The 24,358-nt window shown below is 65.4% G+C and carries 22 protein-coding genes; 6 read left to right on the top strand and 16 right to left on the bottom strand.

Features of this window, described 5'->3' with window-relative positions; genetic code table 11:
- Positions 1–185 precede the first annotated feature (185 nt).
- Positions 186–2,480: a 5-methyltetrahydropteroyltriglutamate--homocysteine S-methyltransferase gene (metE, locus tag ACV229_RS21600; protein WP_448085130.1), complete on the bottom strand. Its 2,295-nt coding sequence runs from the start codon at positions 2,478–2,480 to the stop codon at positions 186–188.
- 113 nt (positions 2,481–2,593) lie between these two features.
- Between metE and ACV229_RS21595 the strand changes: the two genes are divergently transcribed.
- From ACV229_RS21595 to ACV229_RS21585, 3 genes are all read left to right on the top strand, one after another.
- The gene (locus tag ACV229_RS21595; RefSeq protein WP_448085141.1) at positions 2,594–3,502 is read left to right on the top strand and encodes a LysR family transcriptional regulator; all 909 of its coding nucleotides are present in this window, start codon (positions 2,594–2,596) and stop codon (positions 3,500–3,502) included.
- Between the two features lie 427 nt (positions 3,503–3,929).
- Positions 3,930–4,187 (top strand): hypothetical protein, encoded by a 258-nt coding sequence (locus ACV229_RS21590; RefSeq protein ID WP_448085129.1) that lies wholly within the window; start codon positions 3,930–3,932, stop codon positions 4,185–4,187.
- Positions 4,188–4,296: 109 nt separating this feature from the next.
- Positions 4,297–6,396 carry an Agd3-related carbohydrate deacetylase gene (locus ACV229_RS21585; RefSeq protein ID WP_448085128.1) on the top strand — a complete coding sequence of 700 codons (2,100 nt, stop codon included), beginning with the start codon at positions 4,297–4,299 and terminating at the stop codon, positions 6,394–6,396.
- A gap of 115 nt (positions 6,397–6,511) precedes the next feature.
- On the opposite strand, the gene ACV229_RS21580 is transcribed toward ACV229_RS21585, so the two are convergent.
- Both ACV229_RS21580 and ACV229_RS21575 read right to left on the bottom strand, forming a co-directional pair.
- A complete protein-coding gene (locus tag ACV229_RS21580) occupies positions 6,512–7,423 on the bottom strand; it encodes a hypothetical protein (protein ID WP_448085127.1) in 912 nt (303 codons plus the stop codon).
- Between the two features lie 101 nt (positions 7,424–7,524).
- On the bottom strand, positions 7,525–7,848 hold the full coding sequence (locus tag ACV229_RS21575; RefSeq protein ID WP_448085126.1) for a TfoX/Sxy family protein: 324 nt from the start codon (positions 7,846–7,848) through the stop codon (positions 7,525–7,527).
- 273 nt (positions 7,849–8,121) lie between these two features.
- Between ACV229_RS21575 and ACV229_RS21570 the strand changes: the two genes are divergently transcribed.
- Positions 8,122–9,150 (top strand): LacI family DNA-binding transcriptional regulator, encoded by a 1,029-nt coding sequence (locus ACV229_RS21570; RefSeq protein WP_448085125.1) that lies wholly within the window; start codon positions 8,122–8,124, stop codon positions 9,148–9,150.
- A gap of 67 nt (positions 9,151–9,217) precedes the next feature.
- Here ACV229_RS21570 and ACV229_RS21565 read toward each other — a convergent pair whose 3' ends face one another.
- The 6 genes from ACV229_RS21565 to ACV229_RS21540 all read right to left on the bottom strand — a co-directional run bounded on the left by ACV229_RS21565 (position 9,218) and on the right by ACV229_RS21540 (position 15,700).
- Positions 9,218–10,087 (bottom strand): sugar phosphate isomerase/epimerase family protein, encoded by an 870-nt coding sequence (locus ACV229_RS21565; protein ID WP_448085124.1) that lies wholly within the window; start codon positions 10,085–10,087, stop codon positions 9,218–9,220.
- 47 nt (positions 10,088–10,134) lie between these two features.
- A complete protein-coding gene (locus ACV229_RS21560; RefSeq protein WP_448085123.1) occupies positions 10,135–11,340 on the bottom strand; it encodes an NAD(P)/FAD-dependent oxidoreductase in 1,206 nt (401 codons plus the stop codon).
- A 1-nt stretch (position 11,341) separates the two neighbouring features.
- On the bottom strand, positions 11,342–11,653 hold the full coding sequence (locus tag ACV229_RS21555; RefSeq protein WP_448085122.1) for a MocE family 2Fe-2S type ferredoxin: 312 nt from the start codon (positions 11,651–11,653) through the stop codon (positions 11,342–11,344).
- Positions 11,654–11,736: 83 nt separating this feature from the next.
- Positions 11,737–12,741: a sterol desaturase family protein gene (locus tag ACV229_RS21550; protein WP_448085121.1), complete on the bottom strand. Its 1,005-nt coding sequence runs from the start codon at positions 12,739–12,741 to the stop codon at positions 11,737–11,739.
- A gap of 471 nt (positions 12,742–13,212) precedes the next feature.
- A complete protein-coding gene (locus tag ACV229_RS21545; RefSeq protein ID WP_448085120.1) occupies positions 13,213–14,151 on the bottom strand; it encodes a sugar ABC transporter substrate-binding protein in 939 nt (312 codons plus the stop codon).
- 397 nt (positions 14,152–14,548) lie between these two features.
- On the bottom strand, positions 14,549–15,700 hold the full coding sequence (locus ACV229_RS21540) for a DJ-1/PfpI family protein (protein WP_448085119.1): 1,152 nt from the start codon (positions 15,698–15,700) through the stop codon (positions 14,549–14,551).
- An 85-nt stretch (positions 15,701–15,785) separates the two neighbouring features.
- On the opposite strand from ACV229_RS21540, the gene ACV229_RS21535 reads away from it, so the two are divergent.
- Positions 15,786–16,805, top strand: coding sequence for a GlxA family transcriptional regulator (locus ACV229_RS21535; protein ID WP_448085140.1), 1,020 nt, complete (start codon positions 15,786–15,788; stop codon positions 16,803–16,805).
- On the opposite strand, the gene ACV229_RS21530 is transcribed toward ACV229_RS21535, so the two are convergent.
- Positions 16,748–17,530, bottom strand: coding sequence for a Fic family protein (locus tag ACV229_RS21530; protein WP_448085118.1), 783 nt, complete (start codon positions 17,528–17,530; stop codon positions 16,748–16,750). The genes ACV229_RS21535 and ACV229_RS21530 overlap by 58 nt on opposite strands.
- 57 nt (positions 17,531–17,587) lie before the next feature.
- A complete protein-coding gene (gene amrS, locus ACV229_RS21525) occupies positions 17,588–18,664 on the bottom strand; it encodes an AmmeMemoRadiSam system radical SAM enzyme (protein WP_448085117.1) in 1,077 nt (358 codons plus the stop codon).
- 232 nt (positions 18,665–18,896) lie between these two features.
- Here amrS and ACV229_RS21520 point away from each other — a divergent pair, with 232 nt between their 5' ends.
- On the top strand, positions 18,897–19,061 hold the full coding sequence (locus ACV229_RS21520) for an FmdB family zinc ribbon protein (protein ID WP_448080706.1): 165 nt from the start codon (positions 18,897–18,899) through the stop codon (positions 19,059–19,061).
- A gap of 42 nt (positions 19,062–19,103) precedes the next feature.
- Here the strand turns inward: ACV229_RS21520 and ACV229_RS21515 are convergent, their stop codons facing one another.
- From ACV229_RS21515 to ctaD, 5 genes are all read right to left on the bottom strand, one after another.
- The gene (locus ACV229_RS21515) at positions 19,104–20,804 is read right to left on the bottom strand and encodes a phage integrase family protein (protein ID WP_448085116.1); all 1,701 of its coding nucleotides are present in this window, start codon (positions 20,802–20,804) and stop codon (positions 19,104–19,106) included.
- Positions 20,805–20,939: 135 nt separating this feature from the next.
- Positions 20,940–21,281: a cytochrome C oxidase subunit IV family protein gene (locus tag ACV229_RS21510; RefSeq protein WP_448085115.1), complete on the bottom strand. Its 342-nt coding sequence runs from the start codon at positions 21,279–21,281 to the stop codon at positions 20,940–20,942.
- An 8-nt stretch (positions 21,282–21,289) separates the two neighbouring features.
- Positions 21,290–21,997, bottom strand: a complete 708-nt coding sequence (locus ACV229_RS21505; protein ID WP_448085114.1) for a heme-copper oxidase subunit III family protein — start codon at positions 21,995–21,997, stop codon at positions 21,290–21,292.
- Positions 21,994–22,605 carry a cytochrome c oxidase subunit 3 gene (locus ACV229_RS21500; RefSeq protein WP_448085113.1) on the bottom strand — a complete coding sequence of 204 codons (612 nt, stop codon included), beginning with the start codon at positions 22,603–22,605 and terminating at the stop codon, positions 21,994–21,996. The genes ACV229_RS21505 and ACV229_RS21500 overlap by 4 nt, the downstream gene beginning before the upstream one ends.
- On the bottom strand, positions 22,602–24,356 hold the full coding sequence (ctaD, locus tag ACV229_RS21495; protein ID WP_448085112.1) for a cytochrome c oxidase subunit I: 1,755 nt from the start codon (positions 24,354–24,356) through the stop codon (positions 22,602–22,604). The genes ACV229_RS21500 and ctaD overlap by 4 nt, the downstream gene beginning before the upstream one ends.
- Between the last annotated feature and the right edge of the window lie 2 nt (positions 24,357–24,358).

The raw sequence follows: 24,358 nt of genomic DNA, 5'->3' as shown, positions 1-24,358 counted from the left end.
GGATGGCGTCGAACAGTTCCGGATCGGTCTGGTCGAGCGTGTAGCGGCTGCGTTCGAACATGGCTGGAGTAGAAAAAGTAACGGTGGAAACGACGCGTCCCGGGGCATGCCCGGGACGGAGCGAACCGGTGCGGCGCCTGCCACCGGATCGCCGATCGCGGCGGCAGGCGCGGAGTGCCCGCGCGTTATTGCGCCTGGCTGCGCAGCGTCTTCGCCGCGGCGACCATGTGGGTCAGCGCCGGAATCACTTCCGCCCACTGGCGCGTCTTCAGGCCGCAATCCGGGTTCACCCACAGGCGCTCCGCCGGAATCCGCTCGGCCGCCTTCTTCATCAGACCGACGATGTGATCCTGCGTCGGGATGTTCGGCGAGTGGATGTCATACACGCCCGGCCCGATTTCGTTCGGATACTTGAAAGTGTCGAATGCATCGAGCAGCTCCATGTCCGAGCGCGACGTTTCGATCGTGATCACGTCCGCGTCCATGTCGGCGATCGACGCGATGATGTCGTTGAACTCCGAATAGCACATGTGCGTGTGGATCTGCGTTTCGTCCTGCACGCCGTTCGCGGTGATGCGGAACGATTCGACCGCCCAGTTCAGGTATTCGCCCCATTGTGCGCGGCGCAGCGGCAGCCCCTCGCGCAGCGCGGCCTCGTCGATCTGGATCACCCGCACGCCGGCCTTCTCGAGATCGAGCACTTCCTCGCGAATCGCGAGCGCGAGCTGGTAGCACGACACCGAGCGCGGCTGGTCGTCACGGACGAACGACCAGTTCAGGATCGTCACCGGGCCGGTCAGCATGCCCTTCATCGGCTTGTCGGTCAGCGATTGCGCGTAGGTGATCCATTCGACCGTCATCGCCTTCGGGCGGCTGATGTCGCCGAACAGGATCGGCGGCTTCACGCAGCGCGAACCGTACGACTGGACCCAGCCGAACTGGCTGAACGCGTAGCCGTCGAGCTGCTCGCCGAAGTATTCGACCATGTCGTTGCGCTCGGCTTCGCCGTGCACGAGCACGTCGAGTTCCAGCGCCTCCTGTTCGCGGACGCTGCGCGCGATCTCGGCCTGCATCGCGGCCTTGTAGCCGGCCTCGTCGAGCGCGCCGGCCTTGAACTGGCTGCGTGCGTGGCGGATCTCGGCGGTCTGCGGGAACGAGCCGATCGTCGTCGTCGGGAACGCCGGAAGGTTCAGCCGCGCCGACTGCTTCGGCGCGCGCTGCGGGTACGGGCTCGCGCGGTTGCCGAGCTGCGCGTCGATACGGGCGATCGCAGCCTTCACGGCCGGGTTGTTCACGCGCGGCGATTCGCGACGCACGCGGATTGCCGCGCCGTTCGCCGCCAGCGCGTCAGCGACGGCCTCGCGACCGCCGTTCAGCGCAGTCGCCAGCACCTTCAGTTCGTCGAGCTTCTGCAGCGCGAACGCCAGCCACGAACGGATCTCGGTGTCGAGCTTCTCTTCGCTCGCGAGATCGACCGGCACGTGCAGCAGCGAGCACGACGGCGCAATCCACAGGCGGTCGCCGAGTTGCTTCGCGAGCGGTTCGAGCCAGTCGAGCGTCGCATTCAGGTCGGTCTTCCAGATATTCCGCCCGTTGATTGCGCCGACCGACAGCACGCGTTGCGCCGGCAGTTCGGCCACGAGCGTGGCAACTTCGTCACGCGCATTGATCGCGTCGATGTGCAGGCCGTCGACCGGCAGCGAGCACGCGAGTGCGAGATTCTCGCGCAACTGGCCGAAATACGTCGCGAGCAGCAGCTTGATGCGGCGCGTTTCGAGCGCCTCGTACGCGGTCTTGAACGCCTGTTGCCATTCGGCGTCGAGTTCGGTGACGAGAATCGGTTCGTCGATCTGCACCCATTCGACGCCCTGCGCAGTCAGCGTGTCCAGCAGCGCGCCATACACGGGCAGCAACTTCGGCAGCAGCGCAAGGCGGTCGGAATCGTCCTTCGCCTTGCCGAGCCACAGGTACGTGACCGGGCCGATGATCACGGGCTTCGCCGTCACGCCCTGCGCCCGCGCTTCCGCCAGCTGCTGGAGCAGGCGCGACGGGTCGAGCGAGAAGTTCGTGTCCGCGTGGAATTCCGGGACGATGTAGTGATAGTTCGTGTCGAACCACTTCGTCATTTCGCCGGCCGCGACACCACCGCAGCATGCCGCGTGTTCTTCCGCCGACTGTGCCGAACGGCCGCGCGCGACGCGAAAGTAATTGTCGAGCGCATCGCCATGGAAGCCCTGGACCCGCTTGGGCAGGTTGCCGAGCGTGAAGCTCATGTCCAGCACCTGGTCATAGAACGCGAAATCGCCGACCGGCGCGAGATCCAGATCGCGCTGGTTGTCCCAGTGACGCCGGCGCAGTTGCGCACCGGCGGCCTTGAGTTCGTCGCGCGACGACTGACCCTTCCAGTAGCTTTCCAGCGCGAATTTCAGTTCGCGTTTGGCGCCGATGCGCGGGAAACCGAGATTGTGTGTCGTGACCATGTCGACCTGCAGGAGATGTGAAAAAGACAGGCCCCGATAATAGAATTTCCGAGTCATGAAATAAAATGGCATTATTTCATTCATCGATTATATATATTCATGGGTCGGGCATCATGCTGGAACGCATTCATCTGGTCATCATTCGCGAGGTCGACAGGCAGGGTTCGCTCACGGCGGCCGCAGGCGCGCTGAACCTGACGCAGTCGGCGCTGAGCCACACGGTCAAGAAAGTCGAGGAGCAGCTGGGCACGCCGATCTGGGATCGCAAGGGGCGCGGCCTGCGGCTCACCCAGGCCGGGCAATACCTGCTCAGGCTTGCCGACCGGCTGCTGCCCCAGTTCGAGCACGCCGAAGAACGCATGAAGCAGTACGCGCAAGGGCAGCGCGGCACGCTGCGCATCGGGATGGAGTGCCACCCGTGCTACCAGTGGCTGCTCAAGGTGGTGTCGCCCTACCTGTCCCGCTGGCCCGACGTCGACGTGGACGTGAAGCAGCGCTTTCAGTTCGGCGGCATCGGCGCGCTGTTCGGCTACGACATCGACGTGCTCGTGACGCCCGATCCGCTGAACCGGCCCGGCCTGCGCTTCGATCCGGTGTTCGACTACGAACAGGTGCTGGTCGTCAGCGAGCAGCATCGCCTGGCGGGCGCGCATTACATCGAGCCGGAGCAGCTCGCGGACGAGATCCTCATCATCTATCCCGTCGAAACCGATCGGCTGGACATCTACAGCCAGTTCCTCACGCCCGCGGGCGTCGTGCCGAAGCGGCAGAAGGTGATCGAAACGACCGACATCATGCTGCAGATGGTGGCGAGCGGCCGCGGCGTGGCCGCGCTGCCGCGCTGGCTCGCCGACGAGTACGCCGACCGGATACCGGTGACACCCGTCAAGCTCGGCAAGCATGGCATCGCCAAGCAGATTTTTCTGGGCACACGCGAAGCGGATGCGTCGATCGACTATCTGACAGCGTTCGTCGAACTCGCGCGCGAGTCGGCGTCGAAAGCGCCAAGGATGCGCAGATAGCAGGATCGGGAAGATCGACGTTGACGCGCCGTGCCACTGTCAAACGCGCGTTTGATGAGCGCCACCGTGTCGAACCTGAAACGTTTCTTACGTTTTCCAGACGCGACACTGACATCCCGTCGACAAATTCGCCAACAAATCAATGATTTGACAGGGATGGCATGCAAGTAGCTTACATCCGCCGTACAGACCGGAGAACGTGTCGCGCAAGCGTCATCGCATCGTAAGCGTCACCCGTTGCGAGACCGCAGGTTCGCCGTCGCGGCGATACGCGCCGGCCTGTGGAGGAGACCATCCGTCACCGCGCCGGCAGACGTCCGGCGAGCATCGGTGTGCTGGCGCACCCGCCACGCCGCCGAGGGTATGGTCAGTTTTGCAACGTATCCGACTCGCGACATCGCGCTACGAGGAAACCATGGAGGAAACCATGACACCCCGCCGAACCCACCCGCCCCCGCTCGCGTGGCGCACGCTGCTGCGCTGCGCTTGCGCGGGACTGCTCGCCACCGCCACACTCGCCGTGCTCGATTTGCCAGCCGCGCTGGCTACCGGCAAGGGCCGTCCCACCGGTCATCACCCGCCTTCGCCCGAGGCACGTGTTCCGGCCAGGCCGCCTGCGATGCCGACCGGCCCACATCCGGGCGAGTCGATGCGCAAGCAGACCTTCACGCCGAAACCACTATAAACGCCGCATCGCTGCATTGCCCGGGGGAAACGTTCCGTCATCCGACACCCGATGCGTGAGGTCCGTCATGAGCGTATTACGACCATTATTTCGTTTTCCGAATTTATTTGTGCGCGGCATCGTCGCCGCGACACTCTGCGCGCTGTGCACGCCCGGCCACGCGGTGCCGGCCGATGCGCAGATCGATCTGAAGGTGCTGATCCTCACGAGCCAGCAGGCCGGCAACGGTCCGGAACTGCAGATGGCGCAAACGGCACTCGACCGCATCGGGATCCCGTACAGCGTCTATCAATATGACACCGGCAATCCGACGCTGCCGACGCTCGAAACCGGCAATCACGCGCTGTACCAGGGCATCCTCCTGCCCGTCAGCGACTACCGCTACATGAACCCGTTCGCCGGCGGCGCGCTCGCGCAGGCGCTCGCGCGCTACCAGTTCAAGTACAACCTGCGGCTCGCGAGCCTGTACACGTGGCCGGGCGACTCGGCCTGCCTGCAGTACGCCGGGTACCGCGACACGACCGCCGCGCCGCTGCCTTCGACGCTGACGACGTCGGGCACGGCGCTGTTCCCTTACCTGAACGCAGGCACGAGCGCCGGCAATCCGCTGACGGTGCGCAGCGCGTGGACCTACTTTGCGTCGCCGGCGAGCCCGCTGCCGGCCGGTACGACCGTCACGCCGGTGTTGCAGGCGACGGGCACGAACAACGTCACGTATCCGATCGCCTCGACGTGCCTGTTCGCGAACACGACGCCGCTCGCGGGCGACAGCGTGTCGCGCGAGATCATGGCGCTGACGTTCGACAACAGCCCGTACCTGACGCATTCGATCACGCTGTCGTACGGAATCGTGAACTGGCTCACGCGCGGGCTGTTCGTCGGCAACCGGCACGTGTACCTCGATCCGCAAGTGGACGACGTCGGCATTCCGGACGAGATCTTTCCGTATGCGCAATCCGATCTCACGGGCCTCTGGTACGACGTGCGCACCGGCGCGACGACCGGCACGAATCCGCCCGGACGGTGCCCGCTCGGCAATCCGCCGGGATCGGTCGCGTCGTACACCGGCACCACCGCATGCGAGTACCGCATCACGGGCGCCGATCTCGACAACGTCGTCAAGTGGCAGTCGAACGTCAACGGCAAGACCGCGAACGCGGCGGCGCTGAAGCTCACGTTCGCCTACAACGGCGCCGGGTTCGGCACCGCTTACGGCGGCCAGGGCGACTACCCGGGCGTCGGCAACGATACGCTGACGACCCAGGTCCGCTCGAACCAGAGCCGCTTCAAGTGGATCAGCCATACCTACGACCACCTGCTGCTCGATCCGCCGTTCACGACGACGGGCGCGCAGGTCGCGACCGAAATGCAGAACAACCACAACGTCGCGCGGCGCTTCGGGTTCTCGACGTATTCGACGCAGGCGCTCGTCACGCCGGAAATCTCCGGGCTGTACAACGCGACGACGCTGGGCGCGCTGGCCGCGTTCGGCACGCGGGTGCTCGTGTCCGATTCGTCGAAGCCCACACCGGCCGTCGGCACCGCAGGCTGTGCGGCGAACAGCAACGGCACGCCGTGGCCGCTGCCCGCGTTCAATGCGGGCAAGTTCAACTGCGTGGATCCGGCGATCTTCGAGGTGCCGCGCTATGCGACCGCGCTGTTCTACAACGTGTCGCAGCCGCAGGAGTGGGTCGACGAGTACAACTACTTCTACGGCGCGAACGGCATCGACCCGACGAAGTGGGGCTACGACCTGACGTACGCGCAGGTGCTCGACAAGGTGTCGGACACGCTGGTCGCGTACCTGCTCACGTACGACCTGCGGCCGCTGATGTTCCACCAGTCGAACCTGCGCAGCTACAGCGGGTCGAGCTCGCTGCTCGGCGACCTGCTGAACGCGACGCTCGCGAAATACAACACGCATTACAAGGGGCTGCCGATCGTCAGTCCGTACCTGACCGACCTCGGCACGCTCGCGCTGCAGCGAAGCGTCTACAACACATCGAACGTCGCGGCGACGCTCACGCCCGGGAAATCGATCGCGGTGAGCGGCACGCGCAGCGACGGGCAATCCGTCGTCGTGCCGGTCACCGGCATCAAGTCGGGCACGTCGACCGAAACCTATGGCGGCCAAACGGTTTCCTACTTCACGCTGTTGCCGGCGACGGCCTATACGACGCAGATCACGCCGGCGCCGGCGTGGAAATAGCCACTCCGGCGACAATGAGGAGAGTTACGCCCGCAGAAATGCGGGCGTTTTTTTGCAGTTGCATGGACGTCGACGGCGTTCAAGGCCGCCTGTCCCGCCTCGACGCGGAATCCCGCTACCGCTGGACCTGCTGGCGCTGGTATTCGTTGCGCTTCATCTGCAGGTAGTCCTGCCGTTCCACTTCGTGCAGTTGCTGCGGATATTGCTCGGTGGCGTCGAACCAGCGGGCGAAGCGTTGATCGGTCGATTTGTCGAGCGTGCCAAGGTACGCGTCGATCGCGAGGTAGTAGCGCATCGTGTTGCGTTCCAGCAGGCCGCGCACCCCGCCGATATATTTCGGCGGGGTCGACGGCTGCGTCGCGTCGACGGTAAACCCGACCTTGTCTCGGCCGATCGTGGCCAGGTAGGTCTTCATCGCCATTCGCCCGATCGTGCCGAAACCGTACCCGTACGTCAGGTGCAGGAACGTGCGGTTGCCACCCACCGGCACCGCTTCGAGCGAAATGCGATAGTCCTTGGTACTCATCGGCCCGCTGTCGGCCGTGAGATTGACCTGGAAATAGTCCGGGGTCGCGGCCGCCACGCGGTAGCGGAACTGCACGCGATACGTGTCGTCGAGCTTCTGCTCGATCTTTCTGCCGACGTTGACGTCAAGGACAGCACCGCCGTCGCCCGTCGACGCATGGCAATACTTCGTGTTCAGGTGCAGGATCAGCACGTCGCACCAGTTGGCCGGCCCCTGGCCAGGGTCGTCGAGCTTGCCGCTGACCGTCGCGAACGGATAGTCGACGACCGCATAGATGTCGCCCTTGAGTATCGAGTTCGTCTCCGACGACTCGAGATACAGCGGACGATGGAACGGGTTCTGCTTCAGTTGCTCCGTCAGCCCATGGTAGCGGTCGAGCAGGGTTGCGCCGGCATCCGCGCCGAACGCCAGCGCGCTCCAGCCCAGGCAGCATGCAGCGACGACGGTTTTCCACCCGGGCCGGTTGGGTCCGGCCTTGCGTAGGCGTTCATTCGGGATCATTCAGTGCTCCGGGTGTCCGCATCGATTTCACGCGCATGGTGAGTAGCATACGCCGCGGGATCGATTCCGTACCCGACATCCGTCACGCGCCGGCGTCGACGCTAGCGGGCGCGCTTCGCCGGCACCGGCAGCTGCGCGGCCGTGGTCCGGATCAGTTGCGACAGCCACTCGCGCTCGTCCCACCGCTCGCCTGAAATGACGAAGTGCGGTTTCGCGGCGGGATACGGCCGGCCTTCCTCATACTCCCCGAGAAAAGCCTTGCCGCCGGGTGTCGGCTTGACGAACAACTTGTCGTCGCAGACGAGCGCAACGACCTTCCCGTCGCAGTAGATCGCGTACTCGCCGAACATCTTCCGCGCCGACACGGCGCCGGCCGCCGATATCTGTTCGACGATGTAGTCCGCCGTGCTCTGGCTGGATGCCATGGTTCTCTCTCGATTGACTTGTTGAAGATGCGCATTGTGAGCCATCCGTGACGACGTCGATCGTTCATCGTGCTGGTTCATCCGTTCCCGGACAGTGTTCGAGGGCATTGATCATGGAGCAAACATCTCAAACGGGATGACACAAAATGCTTCTTTTTGATGGAACTCGTTTCCGATGCATCATTCCAGAAATACAATCACAGGGAATTTCGCCCGGAATCGCACCTGTGCTGCGGCCCGGGAGCACATTGGGTCTCGTCAAGAGGATCGGTCATGGGGCGTCCCACCATCAAGGATCTTGCCGCCGCTGCAGGCGTGTCCGTCGCGACAATCAACCGGGTCATCGGCGGATCGGGCAAGGTCAGGCAGCAGACGATGCAACGGGTGCTGGAAGCCGCCGAGCAGATCGGCTTCTATGGCGTCGGCGCGCTCCATCACCGCGTGGCGCAGGCACGCGAAAAATACCGGTTCGGCGTCGTCATCCAGTCGCCGCATCACGCATTTTCCAACCTCGTCGCACGCAGCCTGAAAGCTGCGGCCGAGTCGTACGCGGACAGTCACGTCAGCCTGCAGATCGAGCACCTCGACGACCTGTCGCCGGAGCAAGTATCGACGAGGATGCTCGAACTGGGCGAGGAAACCGATGCGCTCACCGTGCTGGCCGCCGAGCACCCGCTCGTGATCGACGCGATCGACCGGCTCTCGACCCGAGGCGTGCCTGTCATCGCGCTGATCTCGTCGCTGTCCGCGCATTCGAACGTCGGCTACGTCGGCCTCGACAGCTGGAAGGTCGGGCGAACCGCCGCCTGGGCATTCGCGCGCATGTGCAGGACGCCGGGCAAGGTCGGCATCCTCGTCGGCACGCACCGCTATCGTTGCCACGATCTGTACGAGAGCGGATTCCGCTCGTACTTCCGTGAGCTCGCGAGCGATTTCACGCCGCTCGAACCGATCTCGACATTCGAGTCGGACACGATTGCGCGGGAGTTGACGGAAACGCTGCTGCGCAGTCAGCCGGACCTGAAAGGGATCTATGTGTCCGGCGGCGGCATCGGCGGCGTGATCGCCGCACTGAGGGCCAGCGGGCAAGGCGGAAAGATCGTCGCGATCGGCCACGACCTGATGGATTCGACGAAGAGCGGGTTGCTGGACGGCACGTTGACGATGGTCATCTCCCACCCGTTCCAGTCGATTGCGAACGAAACCATCGTTGCGATGATTCGCGCGCGAAAGGCCGGCAGCGAGATCGGACGATATGCGGCGATCGTCCCGTTCGACATCTACACGCCCGAGAACATCTGACCGGGCGTCGTCGATCGCACCATGCCACCGGGCCGGACGCCGTGCGCGTTCGGCCCGGTCGATGGGGTCACCGGCGCGTCACGCAATCGTCCTGCCGATGCTGCACGACGGCACGTTCCCAGCACGCCAGCACCCATTCGCGCATCTGCCGCGCGTCGTCCCATCGATTCGACCGGTCCTGACCGTCGCGATCGGATATCGCGTAGGGTGCGGGACCCAGTTCACAGGCAAACGTCAGGCTGTCGTCGTCGCTCGCGCGCGCCAGCCAGTAGCCGAATCCCCTTTCCCACCAAGCGAGAAACTGATCCACCCATGGCCGGTAGCATTCGAAGCCGATCTCGAGCTGGATCTGCTCGGACGACGCAACACGCCCGTGATACGCATCGGCGTGCTTCAGGATGCGGTCGACCAGCGCATCGTTGCGCGGCGTCGGGGGCACGTGGATCTCCTGCCCGCAGACATAGTGCGACAGGTCGGCCAGCAACGGCAGGCCGGGCACGCGGTCCAGCAATTCGCGCGTCGTCCAAAGGTCGTTCGTGATCGTGTTGCGGTGGGTTTCGATCAGGACCGGGACACCGTATTCGCACGACAACCTCTGCCATCCTTCGACGATCGGTACGGCCGCGTCGGCATTGTACGGCCGCACGTCGCCCTGCACGACCAGATGATGGATCCGGTATCGGCCGGCCAGCTCGAGTGCAGGCCGCAAATCGTCGACCGACTGCGGAAATGCGGCGCCCTCGATCACGAAACCGTAGTCGAGCGCCTGTTCGATCCAGCACGCGACGTCCGGCGCCGAATGGAAGTGCGCGGACACGCCGTCGAAGCCCGCGTCCCGGATCATCGAAAGCCGCTCCGGCATCGACCACTCGGCGCCGTGTCCGGAACGCACGCGATCCATTCCCCAGATCGATTGCAATACATGAAATTCGGGCATGTCGATAGCCTCTCTGGAAGTTGATACGTCGGCCCCCATTCGCGCGTTTACGCGCGAAGCAGGCTTTTCAGACTGACTGCCGGGTCCTGCAGCGCGTCCGGCGACGGACGCGCACCGCGTGCGATCAGCATCTCCGCCAGCCTGATTTCCCTCGCGACGCCGTTGCCGGTGCCGAGGCCGCTTGCCGCGACCAGGCGACCGTCGTCCGCGAGCTGAAACAGCACGTCCGCGTCGTTCGACAGGCGGCGCGCGACGCTCGGGCGAGCTGGATCCGGCATGCCGGCGACCTGCAGGCCGAGGTCGTACTGATCGGACCAGAACCACGGCACGGCATCGAACGCCGCATCGTCACCGAGCATGGAACGTGCCGCGTGCGCGCCCTGGTCCTGCGCATTCCGCCAGCTTTCGAACCGCACATGGGCGCCGTTCGAATGGCGGGACGGCACGCGCGCGCAATCGCCGGCGGCGAACACGTTCGGGTCCGACGTCGCGAGCCGCGCATCGACGACGATGCCGTTGTCCGATGCAAGCCCGGCCCGCGCGGCCAGCGCCGCTTCGGGCACAACGCCGATCGCGGCCACGACGACGTCCGCTTCGACGGCCGTTCCATCCGACAGCGCGACGGTGTCGCCGTCGATCGACGACACGCCCGCATCGAACCGGAAGCGGACGCCTTCATCGCGATGGCGTGCGAGCAGGCGCTCCGCCAGCACCGCCGGCACCGCGCGACCGAGTGGGCGCGGCCCGGCCTCGATCACGGTGACGTCGATTCCCGCCGTCCGGAGCGTCGCCGCGAGTTCCATGCCGATCAGTCCCGCGCCGATCAGCGCGACGCTGCGTGCACCCGCGGTCAGGCGGTACAGCGCCTGCGCGTCCGGCAGCGTGCGGAACGGCAGTGCCCGGTCGCCACCGGGGCAACTCAGCGGCCGCGCTCGCGCGCCGGTCGCGAGCAGGACCTTGTCGTACTCGATGCTGCGTCCGTCGGTCAGCCGCACGCACCGGTTCGGGCGATCCAGCGCGTCGACCTCGACGCCGCACAGGTACGCGATGCCCGCAGCCCGAAGGCGCGCTTCGTCGCACACCAGGCGATGCCGGACGCCTGCCTCCGTGGGCTTGGACAGCGGGGGGCGTTCGTACGGCAGCCCCGGTTCGCTGCCGATCAGCACGATGCCACCGAGCCAGCCGCGCTCCCGCAGTTCGAACGCCGCGCGCGTCCCGCATTCGCCGGCGCCGATGATCACGATGGGCGTCACGTCACACCTCGATGAAGACGCGGCCGTCTTCGACCTTCGCGGCATAGACCTTCAGGTTCCGGCACGCGGGCGCGCGCGTCGCTTCGCCGGACCGATAGTCGAACTCGCCGCCGTGCTTCGGGCATTCGACCGCGTAATCCATGACCAGACCGTCCGCGAGATGCACGGCTTCGTGCGTGCACAGTCCGTCGGTGCAGAAGTATTCGTCGGCAGGGCTTCGGTAAATGGCAAAGGTGCGCCCCGAATGATCGAAGCGGATGACGCCTTCGTTTTCGATATCGTCCGCCGCGCATGCATTGATCCATTGAGCCATCGTGCTTTCTCCTCGTCTTCGTTGTCTCACCCGGCGCCCGTCCCGCGCACCGGCGTATTCGTTGAATGAATGGTTTCCGGCGCTCAACCGGCGTTCACACGCGCCTTCTTCCGGCTGAAGCGCGCCTGCATGAGCCGGTCGCCGTCGGGCGAGCCGTCGTGCCAGGAGCCGAACCACTTGTCGAGCGGAAAGGTGCCGTTGTCGCAATAGTTCACTTCGAAGTACTTGTGATGCAGGTAGTGGGCGTACGCGTGACTCTTCCGGGCGGACTGCTCGCCGATCTCGAGGCGGTCGAAACCGATATGGCCAACCACCGCGCCAAAGCCCGCCAGATGGAAGAAATAGACAGCAAGGAACGGATGCGACGGCACGGCCAGGACCCAGAGCGCGACGCCGAAATACACGGCGGACTCCACCGGATGCATCGACAGCGACGACCACGGCGATGGATTGACCGAGTTGTGATGCACCGAATGCACCCACTTGTAGAGCGGGCCCCAGTGAATCGCGCGATGGACGAAATAGAAATGCACTTCGTGCACGACCGGCGCAAGCAGCGTCAGCATCAACAGGTACAGCGGCCGGTCGTGCCACTCGACCATCGGCGTCAAGCCGTTCGCGAATGCCCAGAGCAGCCCCGCTTCGATCGCGGTGCCGATCGGCACCGACACGAAGCAACTGCGGATGAAGTTGTCGAGGTTCTGGCTGCGAAACCAGAACACGTCGGACGGCTGCTCGGCCGGAAACTTGTGGTTGTACTTGAACCGGCGTTCCTGCACGCGCTGCCGATAGTAGCGGAACTCGAAAAAGCCGAAGAACAGGAAGATGCCGATCCCGTTCGCCGCGAGCAGCTTCAGGACCCATGCCCAGCCGATCGTCTTCATCGCGGACAGGTCGGGCACGACGAAATGCCACCAGAGCAGTGTCGTCGCCATGATGAAGAAGTTCCATGGCCAGACGTGGCCAACGATCCAGCCGAGGACCTTGCGGACGCTCAGCGGCCGCTCCCAGAACGGCGCGAGGCCCAGAGGTTGCGAAGGCGCCCAATCGCCCCGCTTGTTGCGCGTGCCGAATTGCAAGTCGTCCATAGTCTCCACTCTTCGTTTATTGCCCTCGAATCGCGAGGTGCGTTGTTGCCGGGTGAAGAAACTGTAGGGCGGCACATCAAATTACTCCATCCGATTTCTCTCTTTTGATTTCAAAAAATATCATTTTGAATCATCTATTGAGGCTCGCAATGACCTGTTCGATTCATTTCGCGCACCGGACGTTTCGCGTACCGACGACAAACGATCGCGGCGATCCGGCGACGGATCGACGACCCCGGCCGACCGTGATGGCGAAAAGGAAGTCATTGGATGGCACACATGGACTCATGTGTGAGCCAGTCACCTGGCGACGGCGCGTCGGTCGCATTGATGCGACCGACGCGCGGAAATGTGTGCATTGCGCTGCGACGCAAGCGAATGCGTCGAGTATCGGAACAGACGAAACGCAATCTCAGGGGGCGTGACACGCGCCCGGAGACCGGGCGCGCAGATCGGCATGCGCGGCGACGATCAATTGCGTCCCACGAACGTTTTCAGGTTCGCCGGTGTCACCAGCACGAACGGCAGGTAGGTGACCGAAGGCACCTTCTCGCCATGCGTGAGCTTCAGCGCGGCGTCGATCGCGCCCCGCCCCTGGCCGGCCGCATCCTGGAATACCGTTGCTTTCAAATCGCCCGCCTTCATCGCGGTCAACGCATCGCTCGTCGCGTCGATCCCGGCAACGACGGTGCCGTTCAGCCGTCTGGCCGCCTTCAATGCCTGAATGGCGCCGAGCGCCATCTCGTCGTTGTTCGCGATGACGGCGTTGAATTTCAGCCCGCTGCTCAGCCAGTTCGAGGTCAGGTCCTGTGCCGCCGTCCGCGACCATTTGGCACTCTGCTTGTCCACGACCTTGATGCCCTTGCATGCGGGCGTCGACGTGACCGCTTCCGCGCTTTGCGTCCGTTCGCGCGTCGCCTGATGCGCCAGGTCGCCGGTCAGGATCGCGACGTTGCCATTGCCGCCGAGCAAACGGCAGACCTCCTGCATCTCCAGCGTCCCGGCCTCCGACTCCTTCGACCCGACGAACGCGACCTTCGGCGGCAGCGTGCGTTCAGACGGCATCAGGTTCAGGTAGACGAGCGGGATGCCGGCCGCCGTCACCATCTTCGTAATCTTCGGACTGACGTCCGTATCCACGAGACTCACCACGATCGCATCGGCCTTCTGTGCAATGAAGTTCTGCACCTGCGAAATCTGGCGCCCGACGTCCTTCTGCGCGTCCTCGAACTGCAGGTTCACGCCCTGCTTCGATTCGCCGTAGTGCTTCATGCTGTTGCGCAACAGCGTCGCGAACGTGTCGTCGAACGAATACATCGTGACGCCGATCGTCGTCGCAAAGGCAGGTGCCGTGGTAACGGCCAGCGACGCGAAGGCAAGGGAACGGGCAAGTTTCGTCAATCGTTTCATCGGAGTCTCCATCGTTCGTATAGGTCGAGCGACGGTCGAGCCGTCGCCGGGTCGTGCGTCGGGGCAGACGGCAAATCGGATCGAACGCAGGAAGCGCCGCCGATCAGTCCCGCGCCGAAGCACGGTCAAGACTGTATGGCAGCCGCTGATCTCATATCAACGAACCGGGAGCGGGTTCGATCGAGATAGTTTCATTCCGGATCATCAGACAGAGCACAAATGAGACAATCGTTTCATTCATCGAATTGCTGGCGCCGGAGATCGACACGTTCTGGTCGCGATATCCGCACGCCTCCTGGCCGGCTGCCACGTTCAGCACGAGATGGATGCCATGGTTCCCGCTCGGTTCATACGTTGAAGATGCGCATTGCGAACCGTCCGTGACGACACCGATCGTTCATCGTGATGCGCGATCAGCTCCGGGTCGCGTTCGCGCATATTCAAGCTGCAGCGCGACAAAATCCGCTGTCGCATCGCCATAACGCGACGCGATATCCGACAACACGGCGGACGGCGTCGCGCATCCGTCGCAAGCGTCATGAATTGGCAGACGGGCGTGGTGCGGGCCGTCCGCCTTCTGCGTCACGAGACGCAGCCCGTGACGGGAGACGACTTCGCCCGACGCATGGGTCGCGACGACCTCGGCAAGCGACGTACGCGCCCATGCATCGGCCGCGAGCGCGACGGGCAGTTCGTCGAAGCCGTCGTCGAGCGGCAGATCGAACGTCTCGTGGCGCCAGAATGCGACGCGATTGCCGAGTGCCGTCGCGACGACGCGCGCGCTCAGCCGGAACGCACTGCTGTCGTGGACGTCGCTCCACGTCGCGATGCCGAGCCGCGCGGCGGTCACGCGCGCCACCTCCGGGCCGGCGAGCCGTTCGACCAGCGTGAGGGACGCGGGGATCGACGCCGACACGCCGCTCGTCGTCATCACGTCGCCGTCCTCGACGTAGCGGCGATCGCCGATCCAGACAGTATCGGGAAAACGGCGGCGGAGCGCGTTCCGCGAGTACCAGTGCGACGTGGCCATGCGATTCGCCAGCAGGCCCGCGTTCGCGAGCACCTCCGCGCCGTCGCAGATCGCCACCGTCACCGCCCCGGCGGCCGCCTGCTTACGCAGCCACGCGAGCACGACCGGCTGGTCCGCGCGATGGAGCGCCGGCACGATCACGACATCGGCGCCGGCAGGCGTCGCCGCGTCGAAACGTTCGAACGTCGTATCCGCCCGCATGCGCAGCGCGGGCATCAACTCGACGAGCCCCGTCCCGCTCGACACCGTCACGACATCCGCTGCGCCGGACGTCTTCAGAATCGCGAACGGCACGATCAGGTCCGTCGTCTCGGTGCCGGCGTTGTCGGCCACGATCGCGACCAGCGGACGCGGACGCCCGTCCTTCGGCGCCGCGATGGACAGCGGCCGCGCCACGTGCTGCGACGGGTCGCCAGCCGGCGCAGCCATGCCGGCGGCAGGCCACGCGGCGCCCGCGCACCACGCGGACAGCGCCACCACCGCCCCGATCAGAATTCGCCACACGTTCCCTTGCATCATCCATCCGTATTCGTCGATTGCACGTCCGGAAAATTACATGGATCATGTTCGCCGCCACAAGGACAAAACCGCCGCACTTCTCGCCATGCCGCCCTCGACACCCTCCGCGCGCGACATCGCCGTCATCGGCTTCGACGGCGTCCAGTCGCTCGACATCACCGGGCCGATGGAGGTGTTCGCCGTCGCGAACCGATATCTTCCCGAGCACGCGATTCCGTATCGGACGATCCTCGCGTCGCGGCTCGGCGACGACATCGTCACGCACGCCGGCCTGCGCCTCGCCGGCCCCATCGCACTCGCCGCGCTGCCTGCCGATCTCGACACGATCATCGTCACGGGCGGCAGCGAGCAGGCGCTGCGCGAGGCCGCATCGGATGCAGGCGTGTTGCCGTGGCTGCACGAACGCACCGCGCACACGCGCCGGATCGCGAGCATCTGCACGGGCGCGTTCGTGCTCGCGGCCGGCGGATGGCTCGACGGCCGCCGCGCGACGACGCACTGGAACGCGTGCGCGCTGCTGCAGTCGCTGCGTCCCGCGGTGAAGGTCGAGCCGGACGCGATCTTCGTCGACGATCCGCCGTTCTACACGTCCGCCGGCGTAACGGCCGGCATCGACCTGTGCCTCGCGCTCGTCGAGGCCGATTGCGGCGCCGCGACCGCGCTTGCGGTCGCGCGCGAACTGGTGCTGTTCATGCGCCGTCCGGGCGGACAGTCGCAGTTCAGTGTCGGGCTCGACATGCACGCCGACGCCACGCCGCGCATGCGCACGCTGCTCGCGGAAATCGTCGACGATCCGACGGGCGACCTGAGCGTCGCCGCGCTCGCCGCACGCGTGCGCATGAGCGAGCGGACACTGGCCCGCGCGTTTCGCAAGGAGACCGGTCACGCGCCCGCCCAATTCGTTCAGGCGGCGCGCATCGAGCGCGCGAAATCCCTGCTCGAGCGCTCGGATTGGCCGCTCGACAGGGTCGCCGAGCGCGCCGGCTTCGGCAGTGTCGATGCGCTGCAACGCGCGTTCGCGAAGCAAGTCGGCATCGCGCCGCGCGACTATCGTGCGCGCTTCGGCTGCCGGCGCTCGACGCGCAATCCGAGCACATCGGCGTAAATGTCGAGGGAGCGCCGGACCGACTCCGCGACCAGCCGCGCAATGCCCGAGTAGTCGCCGCCCACGCACGCCTGGTCCAGCGCGTCGCAGTAGGCATGGCGATCTTCCATCCGCATCAAGGCAGGCGGATAGCCGGACTTCAGCAGCTCGACATTCAGCAGCAGCCGGCCGGTCCTGCCGTTTCCGTCCACATACGGGTGGATCTTCACGAATCGCGTGTGAAGCTCGGCCGCACGCACGACCGGATGCATGGACGCTGCACTCGCATACCAGTCGACGAGCGCGGCCAGTTCTGCCGGCAGATCGAGGAAGTCCGGCGGTGTCGTGCCGGCGCCCGAAATCGACACGTTCCGATCGCGATAACGGCACGCCTCCTGACCGGCCTCCACTTTCAGCACGAGATTGTGGATGTTCCGGATCTGCCACACCGACAGCGCCTCGCGCGTGGCGACGATCTCGTCGACATAGCGTATCGCTTCGCGGTGGTGCGTCGCCTCGCAGTGCTCGCGCAGCGACTTGCCGCCGAGCGGCATGCTTTCGAGCACGACGCGGGTCTCGCGCGGCGCCGGCGTGTTATCCGCAATCGCATGCGGACGGGACGCCCATTCGCGAACCAGCCTGTCGCGCAACGCAGCCAGCGCCGGCGGCGGGAGCGGACGCGCAGCGTCGAGCTTCAGCTTGTCCGCGTCGATTGCTTCGAGCAGCGTCTGTAGGGACGAGTCCATCGTATCGAGCGACAACGACACCCTTATCCGCGCATGGTCGAGCGCCGACGCGCGGGATCACATCGCGACGCGGATCGGGATCCGCCGTCGGCCGAACGGCAAACCGAATTTTTCGAACCGCCCCGCCACCGGCATGCGGCACGCGGGACACGCACCGTCGGCCGTCAGCCGGTAATCGTCGATCCGGTGCCAGTCGCGCACGATGAGGGCCGCGCCGCAACGGGGGCAGAACGTGGTGTCGCCCTCGACATCGTGAACGTTTCCCGTATAGACATACCGCAATCCCTCCGACAGCGCGATCTCGCGTGCGCGGCTGAGCGTCGCGGGCGGCGTGGGCGCGATGTCGGTCATCCTGTAGTCGGGATGGAAGGCCGTAAAGTGCAGCGGCACGTCCTCACCGAGCGCCTTCACGATCCACTGCGCTTCGGCGCGAATTTCGTCATTGCCGTCGTTCTTGCCCGGTATCAGCAGTGTCGTGATTTCCAGCCAGACACCGGTGTCGTGCCGCAGATACTGAAGCGTCTCCAGCACGGGCGCGAGATGGCCGCCCGTGACCCTGACGTAGAAATCCTCGGTGAATGCCTTCAGGTCGACATTGGCCGCGTCCATCGTCGCGTAGAAATCTCGCCGCGCCTGCGCGCCCATGTAGCCGGCCGTCACGGCCACGGTCTTGATGCCGCGCGCGTGGCAGCTGTCCGCGACATCCATCGCATATTCGGCAAAGATCACGGGATCGTTGTAGGTGAACGCCACGCTCTTGCAGCCGCATCGCTCCGCCGCCGCGGCGATGGCGTCCGGCGTGGCGGCGTCGGCGAGCGTATCCATGTCGCGCGACTTGCTGATGTCCCAGTTCTGGCAGAACTTGCAGGCCAGATTGCACCCTGCGGTTCCGAAGGAAAGCACGCTCGTGCCGGGATAGAAATGGTTGAGCGGCTTCTTCTCGATCGGGTCGACGCAGAACCCCGACGAGCGGCCATAGGTGGTCAGGATCATCTGGTCGCCGCTTCGCTGGCGCACGAAGCAGGCGCCGCGCTGCCCTTCGTGCAGGCGGCAATTGCGCGGGCACAGGTCGCACTCGATGCGCCCGTCGTCCAGAACGTGCCAGTAACGGCCGGGGTAACACGAATCTTTCATACCAATCGAGCAATCGATGGGCGATGGCTCGAATGACATTATCGACCCGTGGGGCGGGCCGCGTCACCGATTTGACGGTGACGGTTGCTGCCTGCGTATTGCGTACCCGTGGGGACATCCGCAGCGGGTGCGTCTTTGAGGTCGCCACGCTAGAATTCATGTTGCTGCGCGCATTGCTGTGGCGACAGGCGCGCAGCGCACCTATCGAATTCCTTCGCGCCGGAGGATGAACATGCCGACCTATCAGTACCGTTGCCAGGAATGCGGCGAAACGTTCGAACATGCGGAACACGTCGCGGAGCATGCGACCGTCCAGCTGAAATGTCCGAAGTGCGGGAGCGACAAGGTGGAACACAAGCCTGCACCATTCGTCGCCAAAACGTCCCGAAAGAGCTGAACCGCCGCGTCTGCCTCGATGAAGGGGCCGGATGTCGGCCGCCTACTTGTTCCCGAACGCCCCGGCGATCTGCCGCGCCCGCTTCACGTCGTCGCCGTGCAGATAGATCGACGTCGTCGAGATCGACGCGTGACGCAGATTGTCGCGCACGGTGGTCAGTTCGGCGCCGCGCGCGAGCGCGTGGGTCGCGTGCGTGTGGCGCATCCAGTGCGGGCTCGCCAGCCGCAGTTTCGCCGCGAGTGCCGGGTTGTCCGGCTCGACAATGTCGGCCGTCTGCGCGAAGAAGCGCTGCATGACCTTCCACAGCCGCACGCTGGTGATCGCGGCGGCACCGTCCTCGGCAAGGCTCGGGATCAGCGGCGTCTCCGGGCGCCAGCGGCTCGGCGTGACCGGCAACCGGCGCGCGACCAGATGACGGTCGAGCGCCGACCGGGCCAGCGGCGGCAGCGCGACGCGGGCCGCCTTGCGACCCTTGCCGATCACCTTGATCCATACATCGCCCTGTACGTCGGTTTCGATGTCGCCGAGCGTCGCGCCGACCAGTTCGCTCGCGCGCAGGCCCGTCGAATAGCCGAAATCCAGAATGAAGCGCAGGCGCTGCGCGGCGCCTGGCTCCCAGCCGTACGATAGTTCGAGCCCGTCGGCGATGGTCCTGACGAGCAGCCATTCGCCTTCGGTAAACGCATGCGACGTATCGAGGACGTTCGCGCCGCGCGTGTCGCGCACCTTGACGCCCGCGAACGGATTCGCGAGCAGATAGCGCTGCTCGATCAGCCAGCGGTACAACGCGCCGAGCACGGTCAGCGTGTAGGCGGCCGACCGCGCGGACAAGGCCCCCGAGAACGGACGCCAGTCGGGCGCGTGGCGCGGCCGGACGGGCCCGACCCAGCGTTCGTGCGGGCTCGGGCGGCGCAGGAACGCGCGGTACGCGACCGCATCCTCGGTGGTCAGCGACGACAGCGCGCGGCCGCGCTCGACGATCGCCCACAGGATCAGCCGCTCGGCTTCCTTCCGATAAGCGCGCTGGGTGGACGCCGACTCGTGCAGCGACAGCCATGCCTGGACAGCCGCGTAGTCGTTGTCCGCATCGAGCGTGCTGGTCGCGCGCGGCGCGCGGAACGTGCCGGCCGAGCCGTCGACCTCGTGCGGCAGCCGCAGTTGTTCCCACGGCACGATGCCGCTGCGCTGCGACACGGCGACGAGCGCCCTCGCCCGTTCCGTCAGCGCGGGATGCGCGGCGAAGAACGCCTCGATGCGTCGCGCGCTGGCCGGGCCGAGGCCGGTGATTGCCTTCCACCACTGGCGCCGGCGCGGAATCCGCACGGTGAGATCGGCGAGCGTCGCGATCCCGTGCGCACGCAGCGTGGCGACGGCGCGCGCGGGCAGCCAGTCGCCGATGTCGTCGCTGATCTGCGGTGTCGGTATGCGGGCGTGACGCAGCGCCTCGATCGCTTCGCCGACCGCTTTCGCCTCCCGCAAACGCTCACCGTCGGGATGCGTCAGGACATCCGCGACATCGCGGCGGCCGACTTGCCGCGCAATCTGTACGAGACGGCGGCGAATCGCGCCGATGACGCCGCGGGCCGACCGTCCGTCGCCGAGGCGATCGGGCAGATAGCGCGCCACCGCCTGACGGATGGCCACGCCGGCGTACCACGCGCGCAGTGCAGCCAGTTCGTCGGCGCCGGGGAAGCCGGCAGGAGCAGGATCAGTGTGAGGGAGCGGCTTCGGGGATGCGTGCATGGCCGCCAGTTTGACACAGGCCCGCACGGAATTGCGGTGTCGTGAACCAGCGCCTTGAGGGGCGTGCCGCAGACCTGCAGCATCTCATAGAGAAGCGATACATGGTCGGGTCGGTCGGCACGCGGTCCTGACGGGTCAGTGGAAGAACAGTTCCCGCATGCCGAAGGTGTGATGCGCTTCGGCAGCCATCAGCACCAGCAGCACCAGCAGGCACAGCGGCGGTATCAGGATCGCGTACACGAGCGCCAGCCGCTCCCACATCATGTGCATGAAGATCGATACGATCAGCCCGGCCTTGGCGATCATGAGCACGACGATCAGCGTCCAGCGCAGCAGGCCCTGCACGCGGAAGTAATCCACCATGTACGACATCGTGCTCAGTACGAACAGCAGCCCCCAGATCTTCAGGTAGAGGCCGATCGGATGCTGCTGGCCGTGCGCGGCGTCGGGTTGATGGGCGGGATCGGTGTGATCCATGGTCGGCCTCACCACAAATAGAACAGCGCAAAGATGAACACCCACACCAGGTCGACGAAGTGCCAGTACAAGCCGGCAATCTCGACGATCTGGAAGTTGCCGTGCTCGGTGAACCCCGGCTGCAGGATCTTGCGTGCGATCAGCAGCAGATAGATCACGCCGCAGGTCACGTGAAAGCCGTGGAACCCGGTGATCATGAAGAAGCACGCGCCAAACTGCGCCGCGCCTATCGGGTTGCCCCACGGACGGATACCTTCATGGACGATCAGCTTGGTCCATTCGAAGGCCTGCATCGACACGAAGGTCGCGCCCAGCAGCGCGGTCGCGAGCAACAGTGCGGCGGCACGCGTTGCGTTGCGCCGGTAGCCGAAGTTGACGGCCATCGCCATGGTGCCGCTGCTGGTGATCAGCGTGAACGTCATGATGGCGATCAGCAGCAAGGGCACATCCACGCCGCCCACGGTGAGCCCGAACACCTTCGAAGGGTCCGGCCACGGCGCCGTGGTCGAGATGCGCACCGTCATGTAGCCGATCAGGAAGCTGCTGAAGATGAAGGTGTCCGACAGCAGGAAGATCCACATCATCGCCTTGCCCCACGGCACCTTGAAGGCCTGGCGGTCGGCCGACCAGTCCGTGACGATGCCGCGCCAGCCGTCCGGCCCGGCGTCGGTGGGCGTGGTGGCCGCGGATTCGGTGGGGAGCGTGGGCGTGGTCATGGCGCGGCTCCATACAGCGGCCCGCAGATGGCGGCGACGATCGCTGGGGTGATCCACCACATCGCCGCGAGCAGCACGAGCCAGACAGCCAGCAGGAAATGCCAGTAGATCGCGCACAGCGCGATTGCGCGCTGGGCCCGGAAGGGGTCCGCGCGCTGCAGAAGCGCGATCGTCACGGCCCAGGCCACCAACCCGCCCAGCACATGCAACCCGTGCATGCCGGTGAGCAGGTAGAGGAAGCTGTTGGAAGGATTGACGGCGACGGTCTGCCCGGCTGCCGACAGCATGCGCCAGGCGGTCAGCTGCCCGATCACGAACACGGCCGCCAGCACGCCGCCGGACACCAGCCACGCCGCGCGGTGCAAGGTCATCTGCCGGGCGCGCTGCATCGCCATGCTTGCCAGCACCAGCGCGCCGGTGTTCCACCACAGCAGCGCCGGATGCGGGATCGGCTGCCAGTCGGGTTCGCGCATGCGCATTGCATAGGCGAGCAGCAGCAGCGAAAACAACGTCGTTGCCACCGCCATGAAGACGATCAGGCCGATGCGGCTCGCGTTCGGCAACACAGGTGGCGCGCCAGGACCGAACGGGCGTGGCAGTGTGGTCATTCGCGTGCCTCGCCGGGTTGAAGCGTCGGGTGGGCCGGTTCAGGCGCCGTCTCGGGCGGCTGGTTTTGCGGGATGAAGTCTTCCTCATGCCCCGGCGGGCTGTATTCGTACGCCCAGCGGTAGACGACGGGCGGCGCGGCGCCCCAGTTGCCGTGCACGGGCGGCGTTTGCGGCGTCTGCCATTCCAGCGTGGTGGCACGCCACGGGTTGCTGTCGGCACGCTCGCCGCGCACCAGGCTCCACGCGAGGTTGTACAGGAACAGCAACTGCGCCGCCGCAACGATCAGCGCAACGACGGTGATGAACGTGTTGAGCGTCTGCGCCGAATGGGGAATGAAGCTGTAGCCCTCATATGCGTAATACCGCCGCGGCATGCCCAGGATGCCGAGATAGTGCATCGGGAAGTAGATCGCATAGGTGCCGACGAAGGTGATCCAGAAGTGCGCGCGCCCGAGCGTGTCGTTGAGCATGCGGCCCGTCACCTTCGGATACCAGTGGTAGATGCCGCCAAACACCACCAGGATCGGCGACACGGCCATCACCATATGGAAGTGCGCAACCACGAAGTACGTGTTCGACAGCGGAATGTCCACGCTCACGTTGCCGAGGTAGAGCCCGGTCAGCCCGCCCAGCACGAAGGTGCTGATGAAGCCGATGGCAAACAGCATCGGCACGGTCAGGTGGATATCGCCGCGCCACAGCGTCAGTACCCAGTTGTAGACCTTGAGGGCGGTCGGGACGGCGATGATGAGCGTGGTGGTGGCAAAGAAGAAGCCGAAGTACGGATTCATGCCGGCGATGAACATGTGGTGCGCCCAGACCACGAAGCTCAGCACACCGATGATGATGATGGCCCACACCATCATCTTGTAGCCGAAGATGTTCTTGCGCGCGTGCGTGCTGATGAGGTCCGACACGATGCCGAAGGCCGGCAGCGCGACGATGTAGACCTCAGGATGCCCGAAGAACCAGAACAGGTGCTGGAACAGCAGCGGGCTGCCGCCGGCATGCTTGAGCGTCTGCCCCATCGACACCACGGCCGGCATGAAGAAGCTGGTGCCGAGCGTCCTGTCGAGCAGCATCATCACCGCCGACACGAACAGCGCCGGAAACGCCAGCAGCGCCAGGATGGTCGCCATGAAGATGCCCCACACCGTGAGCGGCATGCGCATGAGCGTCATGCCGCGGGTGCGTGCCTGCAGCGTGGTGGTGACGTAATTCAGGCCGCCCATCGTTGCCGCGACGATGAAGATCGCCAGCGATACCAGCATCAACACGATGCCCCATTCCACGCCCGGCGTGCCCGGCAGGATGGCCTGCGGCGGATACAGCGTCCAGCCCGCGCCGGTCGGCCCGCCCGGCACGAAGAAGCTCGCCGTCAGCACCAGCACGGCCAGCAGGTAGACCCAGTAGCTCAGCATGTTGAGGAACGGGAACACCATGTCGCGCGCGCCCAGCATCAGCGGGATCAGGTAGTTGCCGAATCCGCCCAGGAACAGCGCCGTCAGCAGGTAGATCACCATGATCATCCCGTGCATGGTGACGAACTGGTAGTAGTGGTTGGCGTCGATGAAGCTGAACTTGCCCGGAAAGCCGAGCTGCAGCCGCATCAGGTCCGACAACACCATGCCGACCAGGCCGATGGCGATGGCCGTCAGCGAATACTGCACGGCGATGACCTTGTGGTCCTGGCTCCAGACATAGCGTGTCCAGAAGCTTTGCGGGACGTGGTCGGTGTGCGCGTAAGGCATTG

This window comes from Burkholderia sp. MR1-5-21, assembly GCF_053427715.1.
Note: the sequence above shows the minus strand (reverse complement) of the source record. Positions and strands in the feature narration are given on the sequence as shown.

Coding starts and splice junctions, on each gene's coding strand:
- metE (WP_448085130.1), bottom strand. CDS start 2,480: ATGGTCACGACACACAATCTCGGTTTCCCGCGCATCGGCGCCAAACGC.
- ACV229_RS21595 (WP_448085141.1), top strand. CDS start 2,594: ATGCTGGAACGCATTCATCTGGTCATCATTCGCGAGGTCGACAGGCAG.
- ACV229_RS21590 (WP_448085129.1), top strand. CDS start 3,930: ATGACACCCCGCCGAACCCACCCGCCCCCGCTCGCGTGGCGCACGCTG.
- ACV229_RS21580 (WP_448085127.1), bottom strand. CDS start 7,423: ATGATCCCGAATGAACGCCTACGCAAGGCCGGACCCAACCGGCCCGGG.
- ACV229_RS21575 (WP_448085126.1), bottom strand. CDS start 7,848: ATGGCATCCAGCCAGAGCACGGCGGACTACATCGTCGAACAGATATCG.
- ACV229_RS21570 (WP_448085125.1), top strand. CDS start 8,122: ATGGGGCGTCCCACCATCAAGGATCTTGCCGCCGCTGCAGGCGTGTCC.
- ACV229_RS21565 (WP_448085124.1), bottom strand. CDS start 10,087: ATGCCCGAATTTCATGTATTGCAATCGATCTGGGGAATGGATCGCGTG.
- ACV229_RS21555 (WP_448085122.1), bottom strand. CDS start 11,653: ATGGCTCAATGGATCAATGCATGCGCGGCGGACGATATCGAAAACGAA.
- ACV229_RS21550 (WP_448085121.1), bottom strand. CDS start 12,741: ATGGACGACTTGCAATTCGGCACGCGCAACAAGCGGGGCGATTGGGCG.
- ACV229_RS21545 (WP_448085120.1), bottom strand. CDS start 14,151: ATGAAACGATTGACGAAACTTGCCCGTTCCCTTGCCTTCGCGTCGCTG.
- ACV229_RS21540 (WP_448085119.1), bottom strand. CDS start 15,700: ATGATGCAAGGGAACGTGTGGCGAATTCTGATCGGGGCGGTGGTGGCG.
- ACV229_RS21535 (WP_448085140.1), top strand. CDS start 15,786: ATGCCGCCCTCGACACCCTCCGCGCGCGACATCGCCGTCATCGGCTTC.
- ACV229_RS21530 (WP_448085118.1), bottom strand. CDS start 17,530: ATGGACTCGTCCCTACAGACGCTGCTCGAAGCAATCGACGCGGACAAG.
- amrS (WP_448085117.1), bottom strand. CDS start 18,664: ATGAAAGATTCGTGTTACCCCGGCCGTTACTGGCACGTTCTGGACGAC.
- ACV229_RS21520 (WP_448080706.1), top strand. CDS start 18,897: ATGCCGACCTATCAGTACCGTTGCCAGGAATGCGGCGAAACGTTCGAA.
- ACV229_RS21515 (WP_448085116.1), bottom strand. CDS start 20,804: ATGCACGCATCCCCGAAGCCGCTCCCTCACACTGATCCTGCTCCTGCC.
- ACV229_RS21510 (WP_448085115.1), bottom strand. CDS start 21,281: ATGGATCACACCGATCCCGCCCATCAACCCGACGCCGCGCACGGCCAG.
- ACV229_RS21505 (WP_448085114.1), bottom strand. CDS start 21,997: ATGACCACGCCCACGCTCCCCACCGAATCCGCGGCCACCACGCCCACC.
- ACV229_RS21500 (WP_448085113.1), bottom strand. CDS start 22,605: ATGACCACACTGCCACGCCCGTTCGGTCCTGGCGCGCCACCTGTGTTG.
- ctaD (WP_448085112.1), bottom strand. CDS start 24,356: ATGCCTTACGCGCACACCGACCACGTCCCGCAAAGCTTCTGGACACGC.